23 protein-coding genes and 1 tRNA gene are annotated in these 18,870 nt (G+C 71.9%); 2 read left to right on the top strand and 22 right to left on the bottom strand.

The annotated features are described in order from the left end of the window. Positions 1-465: 465 nt before the first annotated feature. From ACYVAQ_RS03505 to ACYVAQ_RS03445, 13 genes are all read right to left on the bottom strand, one after another. The gene (locus ACYVAQ_RS03505) at positions 466-1,353 is read right to left on the bottom strand and encodes a tyrosine-type recombinase/integrase (protein WP_460787063.1); all 888 of its coding nucleotides are present in this window, start codon (positions 1,351-1,353) and stop codon (positions 466-468) included. Then, entirely contained in the window at positions 1,350-1,553 is a 204-nt protein-coding gene (locus tag ACYVAQ_RS03500) for a hypothetical protein (protein WP_460787062.1), read from the bottom strand. The genes ACYVAQ_RS03505 and ACYVAQ_RS03500 overlap by 4 nt, the downstream gene beginning before the upstream one ends. After that, a complete protein-coding gene (locus ACYVAQ_RS03495) occupies positions 1,550-1,735 on the bottom strand; it encodes a hypothetical protein (protein ID WP_460787061.1) in 186 nt (61 codons plus the stop codon). The genes ACYVAQ_RS03500 and ACYVAQ_RS03495 overlap by 4 nt, the downstream gene beginning before the upstream one ends. A 20-nt stretch (positions 1,736-1,755) precedes the next feature. Then, a complete protein-coding gene (locus ACYVAQ_RS03490) occupies positions 1,756-2,823 on the bottom strand; it encodes a ParB/RepB/Spo0J family partition protein (RefSeq protein ID WP_460787060.1) in 1,068 nt (355 codons plus the stop codon). Between the two features lie 15 nt (positions 2,824-2,838). Continuing rightward, positions 2,839-4,026, bottom strand: a complete 1,188-nt coding sequence (locus ACYVAQ_RS03485) for a hypothetical protein (protein WP_460787059.1) — start codon at positions 4,024-4,026, stop codon at positions 2,839-2,841. Next, the gene (locus ACYVAQ_RS03480; RefSeq protein ID WP_460787058.1) at positions 4,023-4,970 is read right to left on the bottom strand and encodes a helix-turn-helix domain-containing protein; all 948 of its coding nucleotides are present in this window, start codon (positions 4,968-4,970) and stop codon (positions 4,023-4,025) included. Before ACYVAQ_RS03480 ends, ACYVAQ_RS03485 begins: the two co-directional genes overlap by 4 nt. After that, the gene (locus tag ACYVAQ_RS03475) at positions 4,967-5,200 is read right to left on the bottom strand and encodes a hypothetical protein (protein WP_460787057.1); all 234 of its coding nucleotides are present in this window, start codon (positions 5,198-5,200) and stop codon (positions 4,967-4,969) included. The genes ACYVAQ_RS03480 and ACYVAQ_RS03475 overlap by 4 nt, the downstream gene beginning before the upstream one ends. Continuing rightward, positions 5,197-5,484: a hypothetical protein gene (locus ACYVAQ_RS03470; RefSeq protein WP_460787056.1), complete on the bottom strand. Its 288-nt coding sequence runs from the start codon at positions 5,482-5,484 to the stop codon at positions 5,197-5,199. Before ACYVAQ_RS03470 ends, ACYVAQ_RS03475 begins: the two co-directional genes overlap by 4 nt. Beyond that, positions 5,481-5,816: a hypothetical protein gene (locus ACYVAQ_RS03465; RefSeq protein WP_460787055.1), complete on the bottom strand. Its 336-nt coding sequence runs from the start codon at positions 5,814-5,816 to the stop codon at positions 5,481-5,483. Before ACYVAQ_RS03465 ends, ACYVAQ_RS03470 begins: the two co-directional genes overlap by 4 nt. Further along, positions 5,816-7,288 (bottom strand): ParB/RepB/Spo0J family partition protein, encoded by a 1,473-nt coding sequence (locus ACYVAQ_RS03460; RefSeq protein ID WP_460787054.1) that lies wholly within the window; start codon positions 7,286-7,288, stop codon positions 5,816-5,818. Before ACYVAQ_RS03460 ends, ACYVAQ_RS03465 begins: the two co-directional genes overlap by 1 nt. A gap of 15 nt (positions 7,289-7,303) precedes the next feature. Further along, the gene (locus ACYVAQ_RS03455) at positions 7,304-7,648 is read right to left on the bottom strand and encodes a hypothetical protein (protein ID WP_460787053.1); all 345 of its coding nucleotides are present in this window, start codon (positions 7,646-7,648) and stop codon (positions 7,304-7,306) included. After that, positions 7,645-7,974 carry a hypothetical protein gene (locus tag ACYVAQ_RS03450; protein WP_460787052.1) on the bottom strand — a complete coding sequence of 110 codons (330 nt, stop codon included), beginning with the start codon at positions 7,972-7,974 and terminating at the stop codon, positions 7,645-7,647. Before ACYVAQ_RS03450 ends, ACYVAQ_RS03455 begins: the two co-directional genes overlap by 4 nt. 282 nt (positions 7,975-8,256) lie before the next feature. Continuing rightward, positions 8,257-8,493 carry a helix-turn-helix domain-containing protein gene (locus ACYVAQ_RS03445; protein WP_460787051.1) on the bottom strand — a complete coding sequence of 79 codons (237 nt, stop codon included), beginning with the start codon at positions 8,491-8,493 and terminating at the stop codon, positions 8,257-8,259. Between ACYVAQ_RS03445 and ACYVAQ_RS03440 the strand changes: the two genes are divergently transcribed. Beyond that, entirely contained in the window at positions 8,411-8,938 is a 528-nt protein-coding gene (locus ACYVAQ_RS03440; protein WP_460787072.1) for a helix-turn-helix domain-containing protein, read from the top strand. The genes ACYVAQ_RS03445 and ACYVAQ_RS03440 overlap by 83 nt on opposite strands. Here ACYVAQ_RS03440 and ACYVAQ_RS03435 read toward each other — a convergent pair. Then, positions 8,897-8,969 (bottom strand) — tRNA-Arg (locus ACYVAQ_RS03435). The genes ACYVAQ_RS03440 and ACYVAQ_RS03435 overlap by 42 nt on opposite strands. 103 nt (positions 8,970-9,072) lie before the next feature. On the opposite strand from ACYVAQ_RS03435, the gene ACYVAQ_RS03430 reads away from it, so the two are divergent. After that, positions 9,073-10,071: a TrmB family transcriptional regulator gene (locus tag ACYVAQ_RS03430; RefSeq protein ID WP_460787050.1), complete on the top strand. Its 999-nt coding sequence runs from the start codon at positions 9,073-9,075 to the stop codon at positions 10,069-10,071. A gap of 19 nt (positions 10,072-10,090) precedes the next feature. Here the strand turns inward: ACYVAQ_RS03430 and ACYVAQ_RS03425 are convergent, their stop codons facing one another. The 8 genes from ACYVAQ_RS03425 to ACYVAQ_RS03390 all read right to left on the bottom strand — a co-directional run bounded on the left by ACYVAQ_RS03425 (position 10,091) and on the right by ACYVAQ_RS03390 (position 18,870). Continuing rightward, positions 10,091-10,249: a hypothetical protein gene (locus ACYVAQ_RS03425; RefSeq protein ID WP_460787049.1), complete on the bottom strand. Its 159-nt coding sequence runs from the start codon at positions 10,247-10,249 to the stop codon at positions 10,091-10,093. Between the two features lie 9 nt (positions 10,250-10,258). After that, positions 10,259-11,191, bottom strand: a complete 933-nt coding sequence (locus tag ACYVAQ_RS03420; protein WP_460787048.1) for a DMT family transporter — start codon at positions 11,189-11,191, stop codon at positions 10,259-10,261. Then, positions 11,192-12,379 (bottom strand): Glu/Leu/Phe/Val dehydrogenase dimerization domain-containing protein, encoded by a 1,188-nt coding sequence (locus ACYVAQ_RS03415; protein WP_460787046.1) that lies wholly within the window; start codon positions 12,377-12,379, stop codon positions 11,192-11,194. Beyond that, positions 12,376-13,983, bottom strand: coding sequence for a 5-guanidino-2-oxopentanoate decarboxylase (locus ACYVAQ_RS03410; protein ID WP_460787045.1), 1,608 nt, complete (start codon positions 13,981-13,983; stop codon positions 12,376-12,378). The genes ACYVAQ_RS03415 and ACYVAQ_RS03410 overlap by 4 nt, the downstream gene beginning before the upstream one ends. Beyond that, positions 13,980-14,789, bottom strand: a complete 810-nt coding sequence (locus tag ACYVAQ_RS03405) for an SDR family oxidoreductase (RefSeq protein ID WP_460787044.1) — start codon at positions 14,787-14,789, stop codon at positions 13,980-13,982. Before ACYVAQ_RS03405 ends, ACYVAQ_RS03410 begins: the two co-directional genes overlap by 4 nt. Beyond that, entirely contained in the window at positions 14,786-16,867 is a 2,082-nt protein-coding gene (locus ACYVAQ_RS03400; protein WP_460787043.1) for an acetate--CoA ligase family protein, read from the bottom strand. Before ACYVAQ_RS03400 ends, ACYVAQ_RS03405 begins: the two co-directional genes overlap by 4 nt. Then, positions 16,864-18,027: an acyl-CoA dehydrogenase family protein gene (locus ACYVAQ_RS03395; RefSeq protein WP_460787042.1), complete on the bottom strand. Its 1,164-nt coding sequence runs from the start codon at positions 18,025-18,027 to the stop codon at positions 16,864-16,866. The genes ACYVAQ_RS03400 and ACYVAQ_RS03395 overlap by 4 nt, the downstream gene beginning before the upstream one ends. 99 nt (positions 18,028-18,126) lie before the next feature. Next, entirely contained in the window at positions 18,127-18,870 is a 744-nt protein-coding gene (locus ACYVAQ_RS03390; RefSeq protein WP_460787041.1) for an amino acid ABC transporter ATP-binding protein, read from the bottom strand.

Genomic DNA, 18,870 nt, shown 5'->3' with positions numbered 1-18,870 from the left:
TAGACGGCGGGACGATCCTCAACAACGGCGATGTCACCAGGTCGGTAGGTGGACGAGGCGCTCATGACTCGCTCTCTTCGCTCGGGGCGGCGGGCCGATCCGGTGTAGTGGTACCTACGAGCAAACTCGGTCACATCGCGACTACTGGCGGGGCCGACGCGAAGATCGCGAACATGGGGCCGTCGCACGGTCTGCTCTACGTCGAAAAGCGAGACGTCTAGCGCCCGCACCTCTCGCGCTTCCTCTGTCGTCATGCGTCGTCTCCCGTCTGGGCGGCGGGCCGAAAGCGCGGCGAGTTCTCGTTCCAGTGCCACTCCTCAGACCCGCAGTTCTGACAGGCGAGTACTCCCAGCACCATCGGTGCGAGGCAGACGGAACAGTCACGGGTACGGCTGGTCAGTGGTCGCGCTTCCTCTGTCGTACTGGTCGACGCCACGGCGTCGTTGTTGTCGCTCATCGGGTCTCCTAGATTGCGAGCTTCGCGGCGGCGAGGTGGGACGCGTGGGTCGCCCACCGCTCGCGGTGCAGGTCGTAGTGCTGGCGGGTGGTGCGGGGGTCCTCGTGCCGGGCGAAGTCCTGCGCGTCGCGCAGGTCGACGCCGGAGTCGAGGAGCATGGTGATCGCGGCCGCGCGGAGCAGGTGAGGGTTCACGGTCCGGGTGAACCCAGCCTTCTGCGCCGCCACGCGGACCAGGGACGCCGCTGCGGAGCGGGTCAGTCGGCGACCGTTCACGAGGGTCAGCAGCGGGCCTGTGCGGCGGTCGCCGGCGACGTCCTCGAGGACCGGGATTGCCTGGTACGGGATCGGGACCGCGGCCGGCTTCGACCCCTTGCCGATGAATCGCAGCACGCGGCAGCCCTGCTCGGTGTTGAAGATGTCGGGGACGTTGATCGAGCAGGCCTCCGAGACCCGCAACCCCATCGACGACAGCATCAGCACCAGGGCGTGGTGCCGGGTCGAGATTTCCCGTGCTGCCGCGATGAGGCGGCGGAGGTCGTCGCGGTCGAACAGCGGCTTCGTGGCGTACTGGACCTTCGGGAGGCGGGCGTAGGCGGCAGGGTCACGGTCGATGACCCCGTCCATGCACGCGAGCTTGTAGAACCCGCGGACCGGGTTCATCGCCGAGCACACCGACGATGGCTTCATGGTCTGCCCGAGTTGGCGCACGTACAGTTCGACGTGGGTCCGCTCGACCTGTAGCGGGTCGAGGCGCTGTTCGTCGCACCACGCGAACCACTGACCGAGATAGCGGCGGTACAGGTCGTAGGTGGATCCGGTGTAGCGGGCGAGGAAGCCAACGGCCTGGGCCTGTGCGAGCGAGAGGTCCCCGAGAGGGATCGCGATGGCGCTCACAGCCGGGCTCCGGGCTCGTCGATGGTCACGGTCGGCATTGGGGCGCCGCTGTGGTCTCCGTCGTGGCCTCGCGGCCGGTCGCAGAGGTGCGTGCGCTCAGGGTTGATCGCGGCGCACCAGGTCTCGGGCGGCCACACGTTGACCGTGCTGTTCTTCTCGGCCTGGCGCTTGCGGGCCTCGGAGTTGCTGGCGGCGGTCACAGGAGGGCTCCCCAGGTTGCGATGACGATGGCGGGGGCCATGCAGAGCAGGATGAGGACGGCGAGGAAGAGCAGGAAGGCGAGTCCGTTGAGGGTGCCGGTCTTGGCCTCGGCGAGGTCGATGGCGGCCCTGCTGGTGGCGACGGTGCGGGCTTCCTCGGAGCTGTAGATGGTCTCGGTCATGGTGGAGTCCTTTCGGGTGGTCACTGGTTGTCGGTCTGGTGGTCGATGGGGTGGCCGCAGGTGACGCAGTCGTCCGCCTTGGCGTTGGCGGCCTGGAAGGTGTCGCGCTCGTCGGCGCGGATGACTGACTCCCAGCAGGGGCCGCAGGCCATGCCGCCGGCGATGCGGCCGCGGTGGTGGAGTCGGTCGCAGCGAGCCTTGGCGCGGGTGCCGAGTTCGTTGGTGGGGCCGAAGTGCTGGACGGTGACGTGGCCCTTGGAGGACTGGCGGGTCTTGCCGGACTTGAGGCGGCCGAGGTTGGCGGCTTCCGTGCGGCCGAGCTGGCCGGTGCGGACCTGGTCCTGTTCTTCGGGGGTCAGGGCGAGGAGTGCGAGGCGGCTGGAGACGTAGGACTGGGTGCGGCCGACCTTGCGGGCGATCTCGCCGTCGGTGATCGCGAGCTGGGTCTTGAGCTTGCGGATGCCGCGGGCTTCTTCGATGGGGTCGAGGTCGCGGCGTTGGCCGTTCTCGACGAGCATGGCGGCGATGACGTGGTCGGGTCGCATGGGGGGTCGGATGATGACGTCGACGCTGTCCCAGCGCAGTCGGCGGATTGCGGCGAGGCGGCGGTGGCCGGCGACGACGACCAGGCGGCCGCCTTCGGCTCGGCGGGCGACGATGGGCTGGAGGAGGCCGAGTTCGCGGATGGAGTCGGCGAGCTGCTCGATGTCGTCGATGGTGTGGGAGCCGACGGAGTCGGGTGACTGGGCGTGCACGTGCTCGCGGAGGTTGTCGGGGTCGGCGTGGAGGTCGGCTACCTTGACGCGCTGCAGACCGGCCGCGGCGCCGTCTTCGGCGCGGTCGGCGGGGCTGGCGGTCGGTGCGGTGACCTCGGCCGCGGCCTGGGTGAGGAGCTTCTGGACGTGGCCCTTCATGCGGGCGGTGTCGGGGTAGCCGGCGCTCTTGAGGATGGTCTGGAGCTGGTCGATCGAGAGGTCGTAGTTGTGGGCGATGGTGGGGATGGCCATCTTCGGGAAGTGGGCGGTTGCGACCGCTTCGATGGCTGCGGCTTGGGTGCCGAGGGGTGTGGTCTCGAGGATCGAGGTCATGGGTTTCTCCTGGGGCTAGGACTGGCTGGTGGTGCTGGGGTCGGTGGCGGGCTGGTCGAGGTCGAGGGCGCGGACGGTGGGGCAGGGGTACTCGGCGTACTCGCCGTCGGTGTTCCGGCAGGTGCCGCAGACGGTGTAGAGCGGGTCGCAGGCGTTGCAGATCAGGCCGCCGCCGTCGCCGGCGGCTTCGGTCCAGTGGGGGCCGTGCTCGTCGGGGTGGGGGCACTCGTCGGCCCAGGGCTGGATCGGGGTCTCTTCGTGGAGCTGGTGGACACGGGCGACGGCGTCGAGCGCCTTCGTCTCGAGCACGAGGGCTTCCTTCCTGGTGGTGATGAGGGTCGTGAGGGCGTGGGGTGAGCGGCCGTCGACGGGGTTCTTGACGTGGCGGGAGTTGATCCACTCGTGGCGGTGTCGGATGGGGTTGCGGCGGCAGGGGCACCACTGGTCGTCGCAGACGCAGGGGTGGGTGCCGGCGCAGGTGACGAAGAAGTCGTCGCGGCCGGCGATGCGGCCGGCGGGGGTGATGGCGAGGGAGTGGTGTCCGCACCAGGGGCAGGGCTCGGGGTAGGCGGTGCGGCCGGGGCCGTGGATGACGTCCTTGGCGAGCTGCTCGAGGTGCTCGAGGTCGCGGAGCAGGCCGTGGAGGCTGGTGCGGCGGCGGTAGACGTCGACGATGCGGCCGAGGTGGTCGGCGAGGACGGTCACGGTGCCCTCGGAGGCGGGCTGGGTGGTGATGAGCCGGGGGCGGGGCCAGGGGCAGGTCTGGGCCTCGTGGACGGCCTTGGCCTCGTGGACGTGGGCTGCGGCGACGGCGGGCGGGCCCCAGCGGCGGATGTAGTCCTGGAGGGTGAACACGATCTCGGCGCGCACGGACGCGGCGGGCATCGTGACGGGGGCCGCGGTGGCGCCGGGTGCTGTGGAGGCTGGCTCGTTCATCCACGCGTGGCCGAGGCTGGCGTCGGTGGGCGGCTTGGCTGCCCGGGCGGCGGCGCGGTCGGCGGCGTCCTGGCGGGCGCGGGCTTCGCGGACCTCGGGGGTCTGGAAGCCGAGGCCGACGGACTGGCGGGTGTCGACGAGGTCCTCGACCTTGGTGGCGAGGTCGGTGATGACGTCGAGCTGGCGGTGGATGTCGGCCTGGAGCTCGGCGATCTGGTCGTCGATGCGGCGGACGGCGGCCTGGTGCTTGGCGTTCCCGGTGCTCATCCGACGGCCTTCCGTGAGTGCTTGTCCTGGGCGAGGGCTGCGCGGGCCTGGGCGAGGCTGCGGGCGACGGTGGTCTCGTGTTCGGGTCGGGTGCGCTGCTGCTCGGCGGCCTGGGCGGCTGCGCGGAAGCGTTCGTGTTCGGCCTGGCGGGCGGCGAGGGCCTTGGCCTTGCCAGCGCGGCGGGCGATGGTGCGGGGCGAGGTCTCGCAGGTGCGGCAGTTGGTGCCGGGGGCGTCGGGGTGGCGGGTGCACTTCCCTGGGTGCCAGCCATCGGCAGCTCCCCCGGTCTCCGGGGGAAGGGGGGTAGTTGTTGAAGTAGTGAAGGCGTCCGCGTTTGAGCGTGAACCGTGGACCCTTTCTGGACCCTTTCCGGCCAATGGGTCCGGTGTGTCGGACCCATTGGGGTGGTTGTCCACAGGGTTCGGAGGCGTGGCCTGTACGCCGGGGCGGAAAGGGTCCGGTGTGTCGGACTCAGTGACGCTCATAGGGTCCGACGCACCGGACCCTTGTTCCTGTGGAATCTGTGCCGGATCGGTGGCCGGTACGCCGGCCTGTACGGCGGTGGAGCGGCCGAGCAGGATGCGGGCCTGGTCGATGGTGACGCCGGCCGCGGCGGCGAGGGCTGCGACGTCGACGACAGGCTCGAGGGCGGGCGCGCGGTGGAGGTCGCAGCAGCCGGCGGGGAACACGATGTACTCGGCACGCTGGCCGCGGTGGCCACGCTTGTGCTGCTGGAGGTAGCCCAGGGCGACGAGGTCCTTGATGAGCTCGGCGGCGCGGCCGCGGGAGCAGTTGGCCCATCGCTGGACTCCTTCGTAGCCGGGGAACGCGATGTGGGTGCGGTCGTCGGCGCTGTCGGCGAACGCGAGGAGCGCGAGCTTGTGGCTGGTGCCCAGCTGCGGGTCGTCGAGTGCGCCGGTGCAGCCGATGAGGTGGCCGCTCAAGGTGTGGTCTCCTGTCGGTCGTGGTTGTGGCAGTGCGGGCAGAGGTCGCGCACGGGGGTCAGGAGCCAGCCGGCATCCCGAAGCTCGCGGGTCCGCTGGGCCTCGTCGGCCTCGTCGGCCGCGTCGCCGTACTTGGTGCCTTGGAGCCTGAGGGGCTCCGTCGTCCCGCAGACGTCACAGCGGACGACAGGAATGGGGACCTTGCGCTCAGCGGACCGTAGACCGCTCATGGCTCGCATCCCTTGACGTGGAGCGGGATGACTCCCTGGTCGGCCGGCGGCATCCGCGTCGAGTCGTCCAGGTAGCGGGCGATCGCGACGTCGACGGCATGGTTGCGCGCGATCGGGTCGGACATCACGGCCTCGACCAGGTGTCGAGCGTTGTGGAAGGCCAGCGGCAACGGCAGGCCCATGTTGCTGAGAGCCGAGGAGTAGCCGGCGCTCAGCGCGGTGGTGTAGACGCGCATGAGCGCGTCGACGTCGTAGGGCAGCTCGTCGGCGCCACTGCCGGTCACCGGTCGTCGTCCCGGTCACGGACGAGCATCGCGTCGATCTGGTCGGGAGTGAAGAAGACCTTGACGTCGGTCGCGCGGAGCCGACCGTTGACGACCCTGGCGACGACCGGTCGGTCCTGGAGGTTGTCCCAGCCTCCGAGGAGCTCGATGCCGTGCTCGAGGGCTTGTGAGTGCTCGCAGCGACGGAGGTCGATGCCGCGATCGAGGCACTTCTGGGAGTGCAGGATGTAGACCTCCTTGGCGGCGCTGTCGGCGCGGGCGATGTGGAGGTCAGGCTGGCGGCGGAAGCCGACGATTGCCTCGATCTGGTCGGTCGGGACGAGCCGGGTCATCACTCGCCGTCCTCGGTCTGGGGCGTGGTCAGCTCGATCTCGACGGGGCTGAGCTCGTGGCCGGCGTCCTGGGCGAGTTGCAGGTAGGCACGCGCCAGGAGGTGGCATTGCTCGGCGTGGGTCGACCGTGGGCCCTTGTTGGGCTGGATGAACGAGAACCAGGAGCCCTCGGCCCTGGAGATCGCGATGGCGGCGAGGAGTCTGAGGATGTCGGCGGGTTTCTTCGCGGCGTCGATGTGAGCGGTGAACCGCTCGATGTCCGTGTCCTTCCACTGCGAGGAGTACTCGCTCCACCGCTGCTCGGCGGGGAGGTCGAGCGCGGCGAAGTACTCCTTCGTCGACCAGCCGAGCTCGAGGAGCATGCCGCGGAGCAGTAGGCGCAGGATCCGGTCGACGGCGGGGTCGAGCCTCACCCCGGGCCGGATCGACTCCAGTACGGCGTCGGTGCGCAGGCGCTGGGCGATGTCGAGGGCCTCACGGTGTGCCCTGGCCTCCTGGGCCTCCTTCTCGGCCTCCTCACGCTCGGCACGGCGCTGCTCGTCGAGCTGCTCGTCGTGCTTGGCGATGTCGGTGCAGACGTAGTCGATGTCAGGGCCGGTGGCCTTGATCCAGGCCAGACAGCCGTCGTGGTCCTCGGGCATGTTCGAGAAGGTGTGGAAGAGCCGGGACATGCCATGGTCGGCGTGGTTGACGTTCCACATCGTGACGCCGTCCGGGTACTTCCGCTCTGGGATGCCGGCGGCCTTGAGCTCGGCGATCTTGGCATCGACCTCGGCGGTCTTGGTGACGCGGCGCTTGGCTGCCTCGAGGTCGTGCTTGAACGAGTAGGTGCCGGCGGTCTTCGCGAGCTTGGTCTGCTCGGCGGCGGGGAGAGCGGCGATCGCGATCGCGTCGTCGATGGTGACCTGGCCGTCGTTGACGCGGGTCTGGACGTTGGTGTTGAGGTTGAGCAGCTTGAGGCGGGAAGCAACGGTCCTCCGGTCGACGCCGACCTTCTTCGCGATCTCGGCCTGCTTGACGCCGAAGAGGGTCAGTTGGTGGTAGCCCTTGGCCTGCTCGATGGGGGTGAGTCCCTGGCGGCGATCGTTCTCGACGATCATGGCCTCGAGCTGTTTGGCGCGGGTGTCGAGGTCGTGCCGGATGATCACGGGCGCGGTGGTGGCGCCGATACGGAGGAGGCCGTCGAGGCGTCGGTGGCCGGCGACCAGGTCGTGAGAGCCGGCAGGCGCGGTCTTGCCGTCGTCGAGGATGGCGGGTGCGACGACGAGGGGCTCGACGAGGCCTACTTCGCGGATCGACTCGATCAGCTCGTCGTCTGCGATCGCGCGGTCGCGGACGTTGTACGGGTTCGGGTTGACCCGGGTGAGGTCGAAGTCCGGCACGAACTCATGGGTGAGGTCGGACGGGACGTAGTCGGATAGGTCCTCGGCGTCATGGACGAGCTCGAGGTTGGGCTTGCTCTTGGCGGGCATCGGGGTCTCCTGGGGCTAGGACGTGGTTCGGTTGAGGGCCTGCCAGGCGTCGAAGCCGATCCAGACCTTGATGTCGTGCGCGTGGGTGGACTTGAGGGTCGACGGGACGGTGCCGACCTTCTTCATGAGCGGGAGGCCGTCGACGCGGCGCGTGGCGTAGGACCGCATCCGGGCACCGATCAGGCCGTTGCTGACGGTGGGGAACTGGTCGCGGATGTCGTTGGCGGAGAACCGGCGACCGGAAGCGATCGCGCGCTCGATGACGTCGTCGATCGCGACGATCACCCGCGGGTCGGCGGCGTTCTCGGCCTGGGCGATGCCCTCGTCGCGGCCCTGCTCGGCCTCGATCATCCTGTTCATCGAACGGCCTTGAGGTGGTAGACCCGTGCCTCGCCGACCGGCTGGTCGGGGTGGATGAGCTCGGCGCGGGCTTCCTGCTCAAGCTTGGCGCGCAGGGCGGTGGCGTGGATGTCACGTTCGCCTTGGGCGACGGCGAGCTCGATGCGGGTGGCGGCGTGGTCTTCGCGCTCCTGGCGGAGTCGGGCGTGGAGGTCGCTGTGCATCGCGAGCAGGCCGTCGATCCTGGTGCGGAACTTCTGGGTCATCTCGTGGCGGTCGTGGCGGTGGGCCTCGTGGATCACGTACCCGAACAGCAGGGCGCCGGCGAGGTAGAGGATGGCGTTCAAGAGGGGGCTCTCCTTCTCGATGTGGTTGTGGGTGCGGCGCCCGCGAGGTCCGGCGGCTGATGAGGACCGCCGGTCGAAGGGATGTGAGAGGGATCGCGGGCGCCGCACCCGATCCCCGGAAGGGGCTCTAGGGCGAGGCCGGCCGCCCCGCCGCGCGGCCTGTGGGGGACCGATCGCGGCGGGGCGCCGTGCCTTCGGGAGCGGCCGCGGTGTCCTCCGCGGCACTCGTGGTCGGCGTGGACTCCCAGCACGCCGACGCGACCGAAGCGATGGACCGGGGCGTCATGCGGATGCCTCGGCGGGAGTGGGGGCGAGGAGCTGCTCGAGCGGGACCTCGAGGAAGGCCGCGACCTTCTGCAGCTCGTCGATGCGGAAGTTGGCGTTCCCGTTGATGCGTTCGTTGACGCCCGAACGCGAGAGGCCGGTTGCCTCAGCGATGGCAGCGTCCGTGACACGCCGGCGGGCCTTCGCGGCTCGGACGTTCTCCGCGATCTGCTCGCGGCTCGTGATCTGGACCATGACCCAGATGTTTGCGCGAAAATCTAGCAACACGTCGCATTTCGGTCCGCCCGGCGTGTCGGCAATCGCCGGAGTTCGCGGGACCTACTTCCAACATGCGGGAAAACCTGGCACCATATCCGGCATGACCACAGCAATGACGGAGCGGCCGCTGACGTTCAGCGAGATCGCGTCCTCTCGCATCCGCGGCCTTCGCGCCGAGCGGAACTGGAACCAGGCCGAGCTCGCGCTCCGCGTCGGCCTGTCGCGCCCCGCGCTCTCCGACCGCGAGTCGGGCCGGAAGCCGGTCAACCTCGACGAGCTGCCGGCGTTCGCAGAGGCCCTCAACTGTTCAGTCGCCTACCTGATGGGGCTCGAAAACGACCGCAGCCGCCCCCTTGAGGGAGCGGCTGCGGATGCTCTGCGCGCCTGTAGGGATTCGAACCCCAAACCTTCTGATCCGTAGTCAGATGCTCTATCCGTTGAGCTACAGGCGCTCGTCCTCAGGCTCAACGCCTGACGACCGGTCGAGAATAGCGGAGGCCGAGCGCAGATGCCGAATCACGGGCTGCAGGTGACGCGCTGTGCCACCATGACCGCATGCCCGGCCCGCCCTCCGACGACCGCGCGCTCTTCGAGAGCGAGGCGTACGGTCTGTACGACGCCGCGCTGGCCGAGGGCGGCCTGGCCGAGACAGATCCGCGGGTGGAGCGGGACGGTCACCCGACGCCGGCGTTCACGCAGCTGGTGCGGATGGGGCTGCTGCAGCGCGATCCCGGGAGCGCGCGCTGGCAGCCGGTCGAGCCGTCGGTCGCGCAGGCCCGGGTCGTCGCGCCGCTGACGACCGAGGGAGCGCGGCTGCTCGAGGAGTCGGCGCACTGGAGCCGGCTGTTCCAGCAGCTGGCGTCGAGCTTCCGTGCGGCGCCACCGGCCGAGTCGGGGGGCGCGATCACCTACCTGCACGGCGACGCGATCGAGCCGTACCTGTCCACCCTCGTCACCGAAGCGACCTCGGAGATCCTGACCGCGCAGCCGCAGACCGGTCGCAGCGCGGCCACGGTCGCGTCCGCCGTACGCCGGGACACGGCCGCGCTCGAGCGCGGCGTCGCGATGCGGATCCTCTACCAGCACAGCGCACGGAGGCACGCCTCGACGCACAAGTACGTCGAGGGCGTGAGCGCCCGCGGGGCCGAGGTCCGCACCCTCGACGAGTTCTTCAACCGGATGATCGTGATCGACCGCCGCGTCGCGGTGATCCCGGGACCGGACGGGCTCGAGACCGCGGTGTTCGTCCGCGAGCCCGCGATCCTGTCCTTCCTCATCGACATCTTCGAGCGCACCTGGGCGCGTGGCCGTGCGTTCGCGAACCGTGAGACGAACGTGGCGCGCACCATCGCGGCCGAGCAGCGCCGGATGACGATCCGGATGCTCATCGAGGGACACTCGGACGCGATCAGCGCCCGCCGGCTCGGCGTCAGCGCGCGCACGTACGCCGGCTACGTGGCCGACCTGCGGACGCAGTACGACGCCGCGACCCGCTTCCAGCTCGGCTACCTCATGGGGCAGCGCGGAATCTCCGGCGAGGAGTCGACGGACTGATCCTCGCCGGCGACGGTGCCTACCAGCCCCAGCCGGTGTCGTTCGGGGTGATGGTGCCCGGCGCGTGCGACGAGTGCGTCGTGGTCGGCTTGGCGGCGTGGGCCGGAGCAGCGGCGACGCCCCCGGCCGTCGCTGCGATCGCGATCGCGAACGCGATCCTCCGCAGAACCTTCTTCATGTCGCTCCCCTAGGTGTTCGTCGTCCCGACAGGCCGCCGGTCCAGCGTTCCACCCCGAAGCGTACGACGAACGCGCGACCGGGACCATACCCCGGGCACCGCCACCAGCACCATGGCCTGGACGACCAGGGCGCCACCGACCAGCGTGCGGAGGTCCGGCGGGTGGTGCCACAGGACGGCCGCGAACACCGCCGCCCAGACCGGCTCGAGCACCAGCAGCACCGCGACCCGGTGCGGATCGGTGCGGCTCTGCGCCCACCCCTGGCCGAGCAGCGTGAGCATGCCGACCCCCAGCGCGAGGTAGAGGAAGACGCCGAGGTCGCCGCCGCGGGGCAGCGTCACGCCGTCGCGCGCGCCCAGCGCGGTGCACAGCACGCCCATCGTGGCGAACTGCACGAAGGTCAGCGCCATGACCTCGCCGCGCCGGGCGAACCGGCCGAGCGCGAGCACGTGCACGGCGTACATGGCGGCGGAGACGGCGGTGATCACCTCCCCGCTCCCCAGGCTCAGCCCGCGCAGGGACAGGACACCGACGCCGAGCGTCGCGACGGCCGTGGCCAGGACGGTACGGCGGTCGGGCAGGTGCCGCAGCACGAGTGCGCCGATCAGCGGCGTGAACACCACGGCCAGCGAGACGACGAAGGCGGCTACGGTCGGCGAGGACCGGGTCAGACCCTCGAACTGGACCAGCTGGGCAGCGCCGTACAGGATCCCGAGGCCCACGCCGACCCGGAGCGAGTGCGGTGTCAACTGACGCAGCAGCCCGGGGCGCAGGACCAGCAGCACGGCCGCGGCCAGCAGGAAGCGCAGACCCAGGTAGTCGTCGACCGGGATCCGCCCGATCAGCTCCTTGGTGAAGGGGAAGCTCGAGCCCCACAACGCGGTGACGGCGACGAGGACGAGGACGGCGGTGCGCTCGCCCCCGCCGCGGTCAGCGGTCACTCACGGTCCGGTGACCCCGGCCCGCTCGGCCAGCTCGGCGGAGTTGCGCGCCGCCAGCTCCAGGGCGCACTCGCGCAGGGTGCGGCCCGAGGAGGCGGCGGCGTCGCCGACCTGGGTCACGAGCCGCCGCATCACGCCGTCGATCTTGGCGTACGACGACGCGGCGGTCGGTGCCACGTCGCCGAACACGACCCACCACCACCAGGCGTTGGTCATCACGTTCGCGAGGAAGTCGGGTACGACGGGGATGCCGCGCGCCACCAGCGCCGACTCGGCCTCGGGGAGGGTGGGCATGTTGGCGCCCTCCACGACGATCCGCGCCCGCACCCGGTCGACGTCGTCGGCCCCGATCACGTAGGACATCGCGGCCGGCACCAGCAGGTCGCACGGCACGTCGAGCCAGGCGTCCCGATCGCCGAGGACGACGTCCTCGGGCAGGGCGTCGCGGCTGATCACGCCGAGTCCGTCGCGGGCCGCGAGCAGCGCCTCGACGTCGAGGCCACGGTCGTCGCGGATCAGGCCCTCGCGATCGGCCACGGCGATCACCTTCACGCCGGCGGCGCTGAGGTAGCGCGCGGCCGCGCCACCGATCGAGCCGAAGCCCTGCACGACGGCGGTGGCGCCCTCGGCGGCGATGCCGGAGCGCTCGGCCATGACGAGGGCGGCCTGCGCGACGCCGTACCCACCGACCAGGTCACCCAGCGAGATGCCGTCGACGATGTCCGCGAACGCCGTGGCCAGGCGCTCACGCGCGGCCGGGGCGTCGTGGAGCGTGGCGAAGACGGCCTCGACCGTGGACGGCAGGCCGAGGTCGGCGGCGACCTTGTCGAGGGTCTCCTGGCGCAGGCCGAAGTCCTCGCCGGTGTTCCACTGCTCCTTGACGATCGGCAGCACGGCCGCGAGGAAGCGGCGCAGGACCGCCGGCGCCTCCGGGTCGGCGGGGTCGATGTCGATGCCGCCCTTGCCGCCGCCGAGCGGCAGGTAGCGGTCGGCCGGGTCGTAGACCAGCGCCTCCTTGCGGGTCATGCCCTGCGCGAGGCCGCGGACCTCCGCGAGCGAGCAGCCCTCCCGCAGGCGGAGCCCGCCGCTGGCCAGGCCGCGGACCAGAGTGTCGATGACGACGTACCCCTTGCGGCCGGTGGCGGGGTCGGTCCAGGTGATCTCCAGCAGGCTGTCACGGGCGGTCATCGGGCTTCTCCTTCTCGGGGCATGCGGACGTGGATGACGGTGGGTCGGTCGGCGACGAGGGCGTCGCGCACGGCGGTGGTGAGGTCGGCCGGCGTACCGCCGGCGCCGAGGTCGACGGTGACGCCGAGGCAGCCGACGGACCGGCCGAGGGCGACGAAGTCGGGGGCCGGGAAGGTCACGGCGTGCACCGGGTCGCCACGGTCGGCCATCTCGTTGCGGATCTCGCCGTACCCCGCGTTGTCGACGACGACCACGGGCAGCGCGATCCCGAGCTCGGCCGCGGTGGCCAGCTCGGCGACCGTGAACATCACGCCCCCGTCGCCGAGCATCGCGACGACCGGGCGGTCGGGGTCGGCGACCTTGGCGCCGATGCCGGCGGGCAGGCCGTAGCCGAGCGTGCCGTAGCCGGTCGGGAAGAGGTACGACGACGGCCGGTACGCCGGCAGCTGGGCGAGCGTGCCGAGGTAGCAGGCCATCGCGTTGTCGGTCGCCATCACCACGTCGCGGGGTACGCCGGCCGCGAGTGCCGCGACGAGCTCGACCCACTCGGCGCCCTCGGCCTGCGCGTCCTTGGCCTTGCGCTCCCGCCAGGTCGCGGCGTCGGGACGAGCCGGCTCGCCGTCGCCGAGCGCGGCGAGCAGGGCGTCGAGAGCGGCCCTCGCATCGCCGACGACCGCCACCGCGGGGAGGGCGTTCGTGACCGCACCGACCGGGTCGACGTCGACCCGGACGAGCTTGCCGACCACGGGCAGCTCGCCGTACCAGAGGTCGGCGGGGGCGAGCTCGGTGCCGATCGCGAGCACGACGTCGGCCTCGGCGACGAGGTCGCGGACGGTCGGCAGGTGGATGCCCGCGCCCAGCGCGAGCGGGTGGTCCTCGGCCAGGACGCCCTTGCCGTTGGTGGTGGTGACGACGAGCGCGCCGAGTCGCTCGGCGACCAGTCGGACCCGGTCGGCCGCACCGCGGGCACCGCCGCCGACGAGGAGCACCGGCGCGGAGGCGCCGGCGAGCAGCTCGGCAGCGGCCGCGACGGAGGACGCCGTCGGCACCGGGACGGGCGACGGCACGGGCGGCACGACCGCCACCTCGGCGGTCTCCGCCAGCACGTCCAGCGGCACCTCCAGGTGCACCGGCCGCGGCCGGCCCGAGGTCATGATCGCGATCGCCTGCGCCACCGCTGTCGGGATCTCCGCGACGCTCGTCGGCCGCAGGCTCGCCGCCGCGACGGCGGCGAGGGCGGCCTGCTGGTCGCGCGACTCGTGCAGCAGCCCGTTGCCGGTGGCCGGGTGGCGCAGCGGCAGGCCGGGCGAGACGACGAGCACCGGGATCGAGTCGGAGTAGGCCTGGCCCACCGCGGTGGCGATGTTGAGCAGTGCCGGGCCGGTCGTCACGATCGCGACACCGACCCGGCCCGTCGTACGCGCGAAGCCGTCGGCGGCGTAGCCGGCGCCCTGCTCGTGCCGGGTGCTGACGTGGCGCACGCCGTAGGCCGGGAGGTGCCGGTAGATCTCCAGGTTGTGGGTTCCCGGGATGCCGAACGCGACGTCGACCCCGTGGGCCGCGAGCGCGGCGACGAGGGCCTCGCCCCCGGTCATGGCGGTCATGATGCCCCCTTCGAGGAGTCGGCCTTCGAGGAGTCGGCGTAGACGACCTTGCCCAGCCACTGTCCGCCATCGACGCTGAGCACGTCACCGGTGATGTAGCCGGCCCGGCGCGGGTCGAGCAGGAAGGCCGCGGACTCGGCGACCTCCTCGGGCGTGGTGAACCGGGCGGCCGGCACCGAGCCGAGCACCCGGGCGCGGTCCTCGTCGGTCGGCCAGAGCGCGGCGCCCGCGCCCTCGGTCTCCGTCGGGCCCGGCGAGATGCAGTTGACGCGTACGCCGCGCGCGCCCCACTCCGACGCCAAGGTGCGCGTCATCGCGAGGATGCCACCCTTCGCGGCGGCGCTGTGGACCGTGCCGGGGTGCCCGTGCCAGGCGTAGGACGCGATCACGTTGAGGATCGAGCCCTCGCCCTGGGCGAGCAGGTGCTGCGCGGCCGCGCGGGTGGCGTAGAAGGTGCCGTTGAGGACGATGTCGACGACCGCGCGCCAGCCGCCCGGCGTGAGATCCTCGGCCGGGCACACGAAGTTGCCGGCCGCGTTGTTGACCAGGGCGTCGATCCGGCCGAAGTCGGCGACCACGCCGTCGACGGCGGCGGTGACGGCGTCCGCGTCGCGCACGTCGCAGCTGACGAAGGCGGCACGTACGCCGTGCTTCTCCGCGAGGCGGACCGTCTCCTCCAGCGGCTCGGGACGGCGGCCGAGGACGACGACGTCACCGCCGCCCTCGGCGTACCGGACGGCGATGGCGCGGCCGATGCCCGAGCCGCCCCCGGTGACGAGGGCGACCTTGCCCGTGAACTCGCTCATGCGTCCTCTCCTCGGATGTCGGTGGTGGTGCGGTCGGCGGCCAGGACGAGCGCGTCGACCGCGACCGCTCCTCCGGGTCCGACGCGCAGCGGGTTGATCTCGCACTCGACGAGGTCCGGATCCTCGGCCAGCAGCCGCGAGACGGCGGCGACCACCGCGGCCGCCGCGTCCACGTCGACCGCCGGACGACCGCGCCAGCCGTCGAGCAGCGGGTGGGCGCGCAGCGACTCGATCATGGTGCGCGCGTCCGCCTCGCTGACGGGAGCGATCGCGACCTGCACGTCGCGGTAGACCTCGGCCTGCACCCCGCCCATCCCGACCAGGACGACCGGACCGAAGGACGCGTCGCGACGCGCGCCGACGATCAGCTCGACGGTGTCGGCCTGCCGGTCCATCTCCTCCAGGACGTACTCGCCCTCGCCGAGCCGTCCGCTCATCGCGGTGAACGCGGCCACCGCCGCGTCCGCGTCGGCGAGGCCGACGACCACGCCGCCCACCTCGGTCTTGTGCTCGAGCCACCCCGCCTTGAGGACGTACGGCGCCGACAGCCGGTCGGTCGCGGCCGCCAGGTCGGCGAGGTCGCGCACCGCCGCCGCTCCGGGGTAGCGCACCCCGGCCGCGGCCAGCCGGTCGCGACCCGCCAGGTAGGCGAGCGCCTTGCCGGTCTCGGCGGTCGGCTCGGCCACGGCGCCGGGCAGCGTCCGCGACGCGTCCTCGGCCATCGTGGTGGCGAGCTCCAGCGAGCGGGCGACCGCGTCGATGGTGTGCATCGTCGGCACGGCCTGCTCGCGCATCGAGCGCACCGCGACGGAGTCGTGGCTCATGCTGTGCACGACCACGGGCCGGTGGTGGGCGCCGACGACGCCGGCGAGCGCGCCGACGACCTCGAGCTCGCGCTCGACCAGCTCCGGGGTGTCGGCGCCGTAGCAGCCGAAGTAGCCGGACAGCACCACCGCGTCGACCTCGCCGCTGGCGGCGAGGACCTCGACCACCCGGGCGTACGTCGACAGGTCCTGCTCGCCCGCGCCGGCCAGGTCGACCGGGTTGGCCACCGCCGCGGCGGCGGGCAGCAGCGCGGCGAGCTCGGTCTGCGTCTCGGCGGTCAGCTGCGGCACGCGCAGGGTGTGCCGGGCGAAGGTGTCGGCGGCGATGGCGCCCTGGCCGCCGCTGTCGCTGACGATCGCGACCCGGCGACCGGTCGGCAGCGGGCCGCCCACCAGCAGGTGGGCGAGCTCGACCGCCTGGGCCGGGGTGTCGACGAGCGCGGCACCCGCGGCCCGGCAGGCCGCACGGACCACGTCGGTCGCGGCCGTGAGCGCACCCGTGTGCGACTGCGCCGCGGCCCGGCTCGCCTCGCTCGCGCCGACGGTCAGGACGACGACCGGCTTCCCGGCCTCGCGCAGCCGCGCCATGGTCGCGACCAGGTCGCGGGCGTCGGCGAAGCTCTCCAGGTAGAGCACGACCGCGCGGGTCTGCTCGTGGTCGACCAGGTCGGCGAGCAGCTCGGCCGCCGTGACGTCGACCTGGTTGCCGACGGACACGAACCGCGAGACGCCGAGGCCCTCGTGGGCCGCGAGACCCGCGAGCTCCAGGCCCAGCTGACCCGACTGGGAGATGATCGCCAGGTGTCCCGGGGTGAACGTGCCCCAGGCGAGCTCGAGGTCGGTGCCGGCGTCGTACATGCCCAGGCAGTTGGGGCCGACGATCCGGGCACCCGCGGACCGGATCCGGTCGGCGAGACGGCGCTCCAGGCCCGGCTCCCCGTGGGCGTTGTCGATGCCCGCGGTGATGCCGAGGAAGCCCTTCGTGCCCAGCGCGAGCGCCTGCTCGACGACGCCCGGGATGGTCGCCGCCGGTGCGCACAGCACCACCAGCTCCGGTGCCTCGGTGAGCTCGTCGAGCGAGCGGACCGAGGCCGCGCCGTCGATGGTCGCTCCCTGGGCGTTGACCAGGTGCACCTGGCGACGGTCCGCACCGCGCAGGGCGCCGCGGGCCAGCCAGTAGCCCCACTTGGCCGGATCGGCCGAGGCGCCGACGACCGCGACCGAGCGCGGGTCGGCGAAGACGGACAGGCTCATCGGGCGACCGCGCGGGAGATGATGAGGCGCTGGATGTCGCTGGTGCCCTCCTCGAGCTCCTCGAGCTTGGCGTCGCGGACCCACTTCTCCAGCAGGAACTCGCGGCTGTAGCCCCAGCCGCCGTGGACCGACAGCGCCGCGTTGGTCACCCAGGAGGTGTTCTCCGAGGCGGTCAGCTTGGCGATGGCGGACTCCATCGCGGTGGCCTCGCCCTGGTCGAAGAGCCGGGCGGCGCGCATCGTCACGAGGTGCGAGACGTCGGTCTTCGCGGCCATGTCGGCCAGCCGGAAGGCGACCGCCTGGTGCTCGATGATCGGCTTGCCGAACTGGGTGCGCTCCTGGGCGTACTGCGTCGCCTGGTCGAGGGCGGCACGGGACAGGCCGGTCGCGCCGGCGCCGATGAGGATGCGCGAGGCGTCGAACGTCCGCATCAGGCCGTAGAAGCCCTGTCCCTCCTCGCCGAGCCGGCGGTCCAGGCCCACGCGCACGTCGTCGAGGAAGACCTCGGCGTTGGTGATGCCGCGCTGGCCCATCTTCCTCATCGGCTGGCCGATGGTGACGCCCGGCAGGTCGCGGTCGATGACGAAGGCGGTGATGCCGCGCGAGCGCAGCGACGGGTCCACCGTGGCGAAGACGATGATCCACTCGGCGTACGGCGCGTTGGAGATCCACGTCTTCTGACCGTTGAGGACGTACTCGTCGCCCTCGCGCACCGCGCGGGTCTGCAGCGCCGCGGAGTCCGAGCCGACGCCGGGCTCGGTGACCGCGAGCGCCGTCACCGGCGGGTTGTCGCCCGTGAGCGGGGTGAGCCAGCGCTTCTTCTGCTCCTCGTTGCCGAGCGCCTCGATCGGGCCGGCGAAGAACGCGCTCGAGGTGAGGAAGTTGCCGATGCCCACGTCGCCGTAGCAGAGCTCCTCCTGGACCAGGCACTGCGTGACGAGGTCGGTGACCCCGCCGCCGCCGTACTCCGCCGGGAGCATGTACGACGCCAGCCCGATCTGCGCGGCCTTCGCCCACAGGTCCAGCGGCGACTCGGTGTCGGCTTCGTCGACCTCGCGGGCGCGGGGCCGGATCTCGCGCTCGGCGAAGTCGCGGGCGAGCGCCACGAACTCCTGCTGCTCGTCGGTCAGCGCGATGCCGTCACGGATGGTGTGCGTCATGGTGTGTCTCCTTGGGAAGTAGGGGCGGCGGCCGGCGGGCATGCTGGCGCCTTCCGACCGGCGGGGCCGGTCGGCGGTGGGGTGCGCGGACGGCGCCGGTCAGAGGCGACCCGCGGCGAGGACACGGCCCAGGAACTGCCGGGTGCGCTCCTCCCGCGGGTCCTCGAAGATCTGCTCCGCGCTGCCGCGCTCGAGGATCGCGCCCTGGTGCAGGAAGCAGACCTGCGAGGCCACCTCGCGCGCGAAGCCCATCTCGTGGGTGGCGAGCAGCATGGTGAGGCCGTCCTGGGCCAGCTCGCGCACGATGGCGAGCACGTCGCCGACGAGCTCGGGGTCGAGCGCCGCGGTGATCTCGTCGAGCAGCAGCACCTGCGGGTTGGTGGCCAGGGCACGCACGATCGCGACCCGCTGCTGCTGACCACCGGAGAGGGCGTCCGGGTAGCTGCCGGCCTTGTCGCGCATGCCGACCCGGTCGAGCAGCTCGAGGGCACGCTCCTCGGCGGCCGCCTTCTCGACCCCGCCCACCCGGACCGGGGCCAGGGTGACGTTGCGCAGCACGCTCATGTGCGGGAAGAGGTTGTAGGACTGGAAGACCATGCCCACGTTGCGGCGCAGCCGGTTGACGTCGACCCCCGGGCCCGTGACGACGTCGCCGTCGACCCGGATCTCGCCGGCGCTGATCGGCTCCAGCGCGTTGATCGTGCGCAGCAGCGTGGACTTCCCGGAGCCGGAGGCACCGATCAGGCACACGACCTCGTGCTTGTTGACCTCCAGGCTCACGCCGCGGAGGACCTCGACGTCGCCGTAGGACTTGTGCACGTCGTGGATCTCGAGGAATGCCAT

The organism is Nocardioides maradonensis (assembly GCF_054777115.1).
This window is presented reverse-complemented; position numbering and strand designations above follow the sequence as displayed.

Excerpts from the sequence above, each read along its gene's own strand:
- ACYVAQ_RS03440 (WP_460787072.1), top strand. The coding sequence starts at position 8,411 with ATGGCAGCGTCCGTGACACGCCGGCGGGCCTTCGCGGCTCGGACGTTC.
- ACYVAQ_RS03395 (WP_460787042.1), bottom strand. The coding sequence starts at position 18,027 with ATGACGCACACCATCCGTGACGGCATCGCGCTGACCGACGAGCAGCAG.
- ACYVAQ_RS03390 (WP_460787041.1), bottom strand. The coding sequence starts at position 18,870 with ATGGCATTCCTCGAGATCCACGACGTGCACAAGTCCTACGGCGACGTC.
- ACYVAQ_RS03410 (WP_460787045.1), bottom strand. The coding sequence starts at position 13,983 with ATGACCGCCATGACCGGGGGCGAGGCCCTCGTCGCCGCGCTCGCGGCC.
- ACYVAQ_RS03490 (WP_460787060.1), bottom strand. The coding sequence starts at position 2,823 with ATGACCTCGATCCTCGAGACCACACCCCTCGGCACCCAAGCCGCAGCC.
- ACYVAQ_RS03455 (WP_460787053.1), bottom strand. The coding sequence starts at position 7,648 with ATGAACAGGATGATCGAGGCCGAGCAGGGCCGCGACGAGGGCATCGCC.
- ACYVAQ_RS03425 (WP_460787049.1), bottom strand. The coding sequence starts at position 10,249 with ATGAAGAAGGTTCTGCGGAGGATCGCGTTCGCGATCGCGATCGCAGCG.
- ACYVAQ_RS03405 (WP_460787044.1), bottom strand. The coding sequence starts at position 14,789 with ATGAGCGAGTTCACGGGCAAGGTCGCCCTCGTCACCGGGGGCGGCTCG.
- ACYVAQ_RS03485 (WP_460787059.1), bottom strand. The coding sequence starts at position 4,026 with ATGAGCACCGGGAACGCCAAGCACCAGGCCGCCGTCCGCCGCATCGAC.
- ACYVAQ_RS03465 (WP_460787055.1), bottom strand. The coding sequence starts at position 5,816 with ATGACCCGGCTCGTCCCGACCGACCAGATCGAGGCAATCGTCGGCTTC.
- ACYVAQ_RS03430 (WP_460787050.1), top strand. The coding sequence starts at position 9,073 with ATGCCCGGCCCGCCCTCCGACGACCGCGCGCTCTTCGAGAGCGAGGCG.
- ACYVAQ_RS03445 (WP_460787051.1), bottom strand. The coding sequence starts at position 8,493 with ATGGTCCAGATCACGAGCCGCGAGCAGATCGCGGAGAACGTCCGAGCC.
- ACYVAQ_RS03475 (WP_460787057.1), bottom strand. The coding sequence starts at position 5,200 with ATGAGCGGTCTACGGTCCGCTGAGCGCAAGGTCCCCATTCCTGTCGTC.
- ACYVAQ_RS03415 (WP_460787046.1), bottom strand. The coding sequence starts at position 12,379 with ATGACCGCCCGTGACAGCCTGCTGGAGATCACCTGGACCGACCCCGCC.
- ACYVAQ_RS03460 (WP_460787054.1), bottom strand. The coding sequence starts at position 7,288 with ATGCCCGCCAAGAGCAAGCCCAACCTCGAGCTCGTCCATGACGCCGAG.
- ACYVAQ_RS03400 (WP_460787043.1), bottom strand. The coding sequence starts at position 16,867 with ATGAGCCTGTCCGTCTTCGCCGACCCGCGCTCGGTCGCGGTCGTCGGC.
- ACYVAQ_RS03495 (WP_460787061.1), bottom strand. The coding sequence starts at position 1,735 with ATGACCGAGACCATCTACAGCTCCGAGGAAGCCCGCACCGTCGCCACC.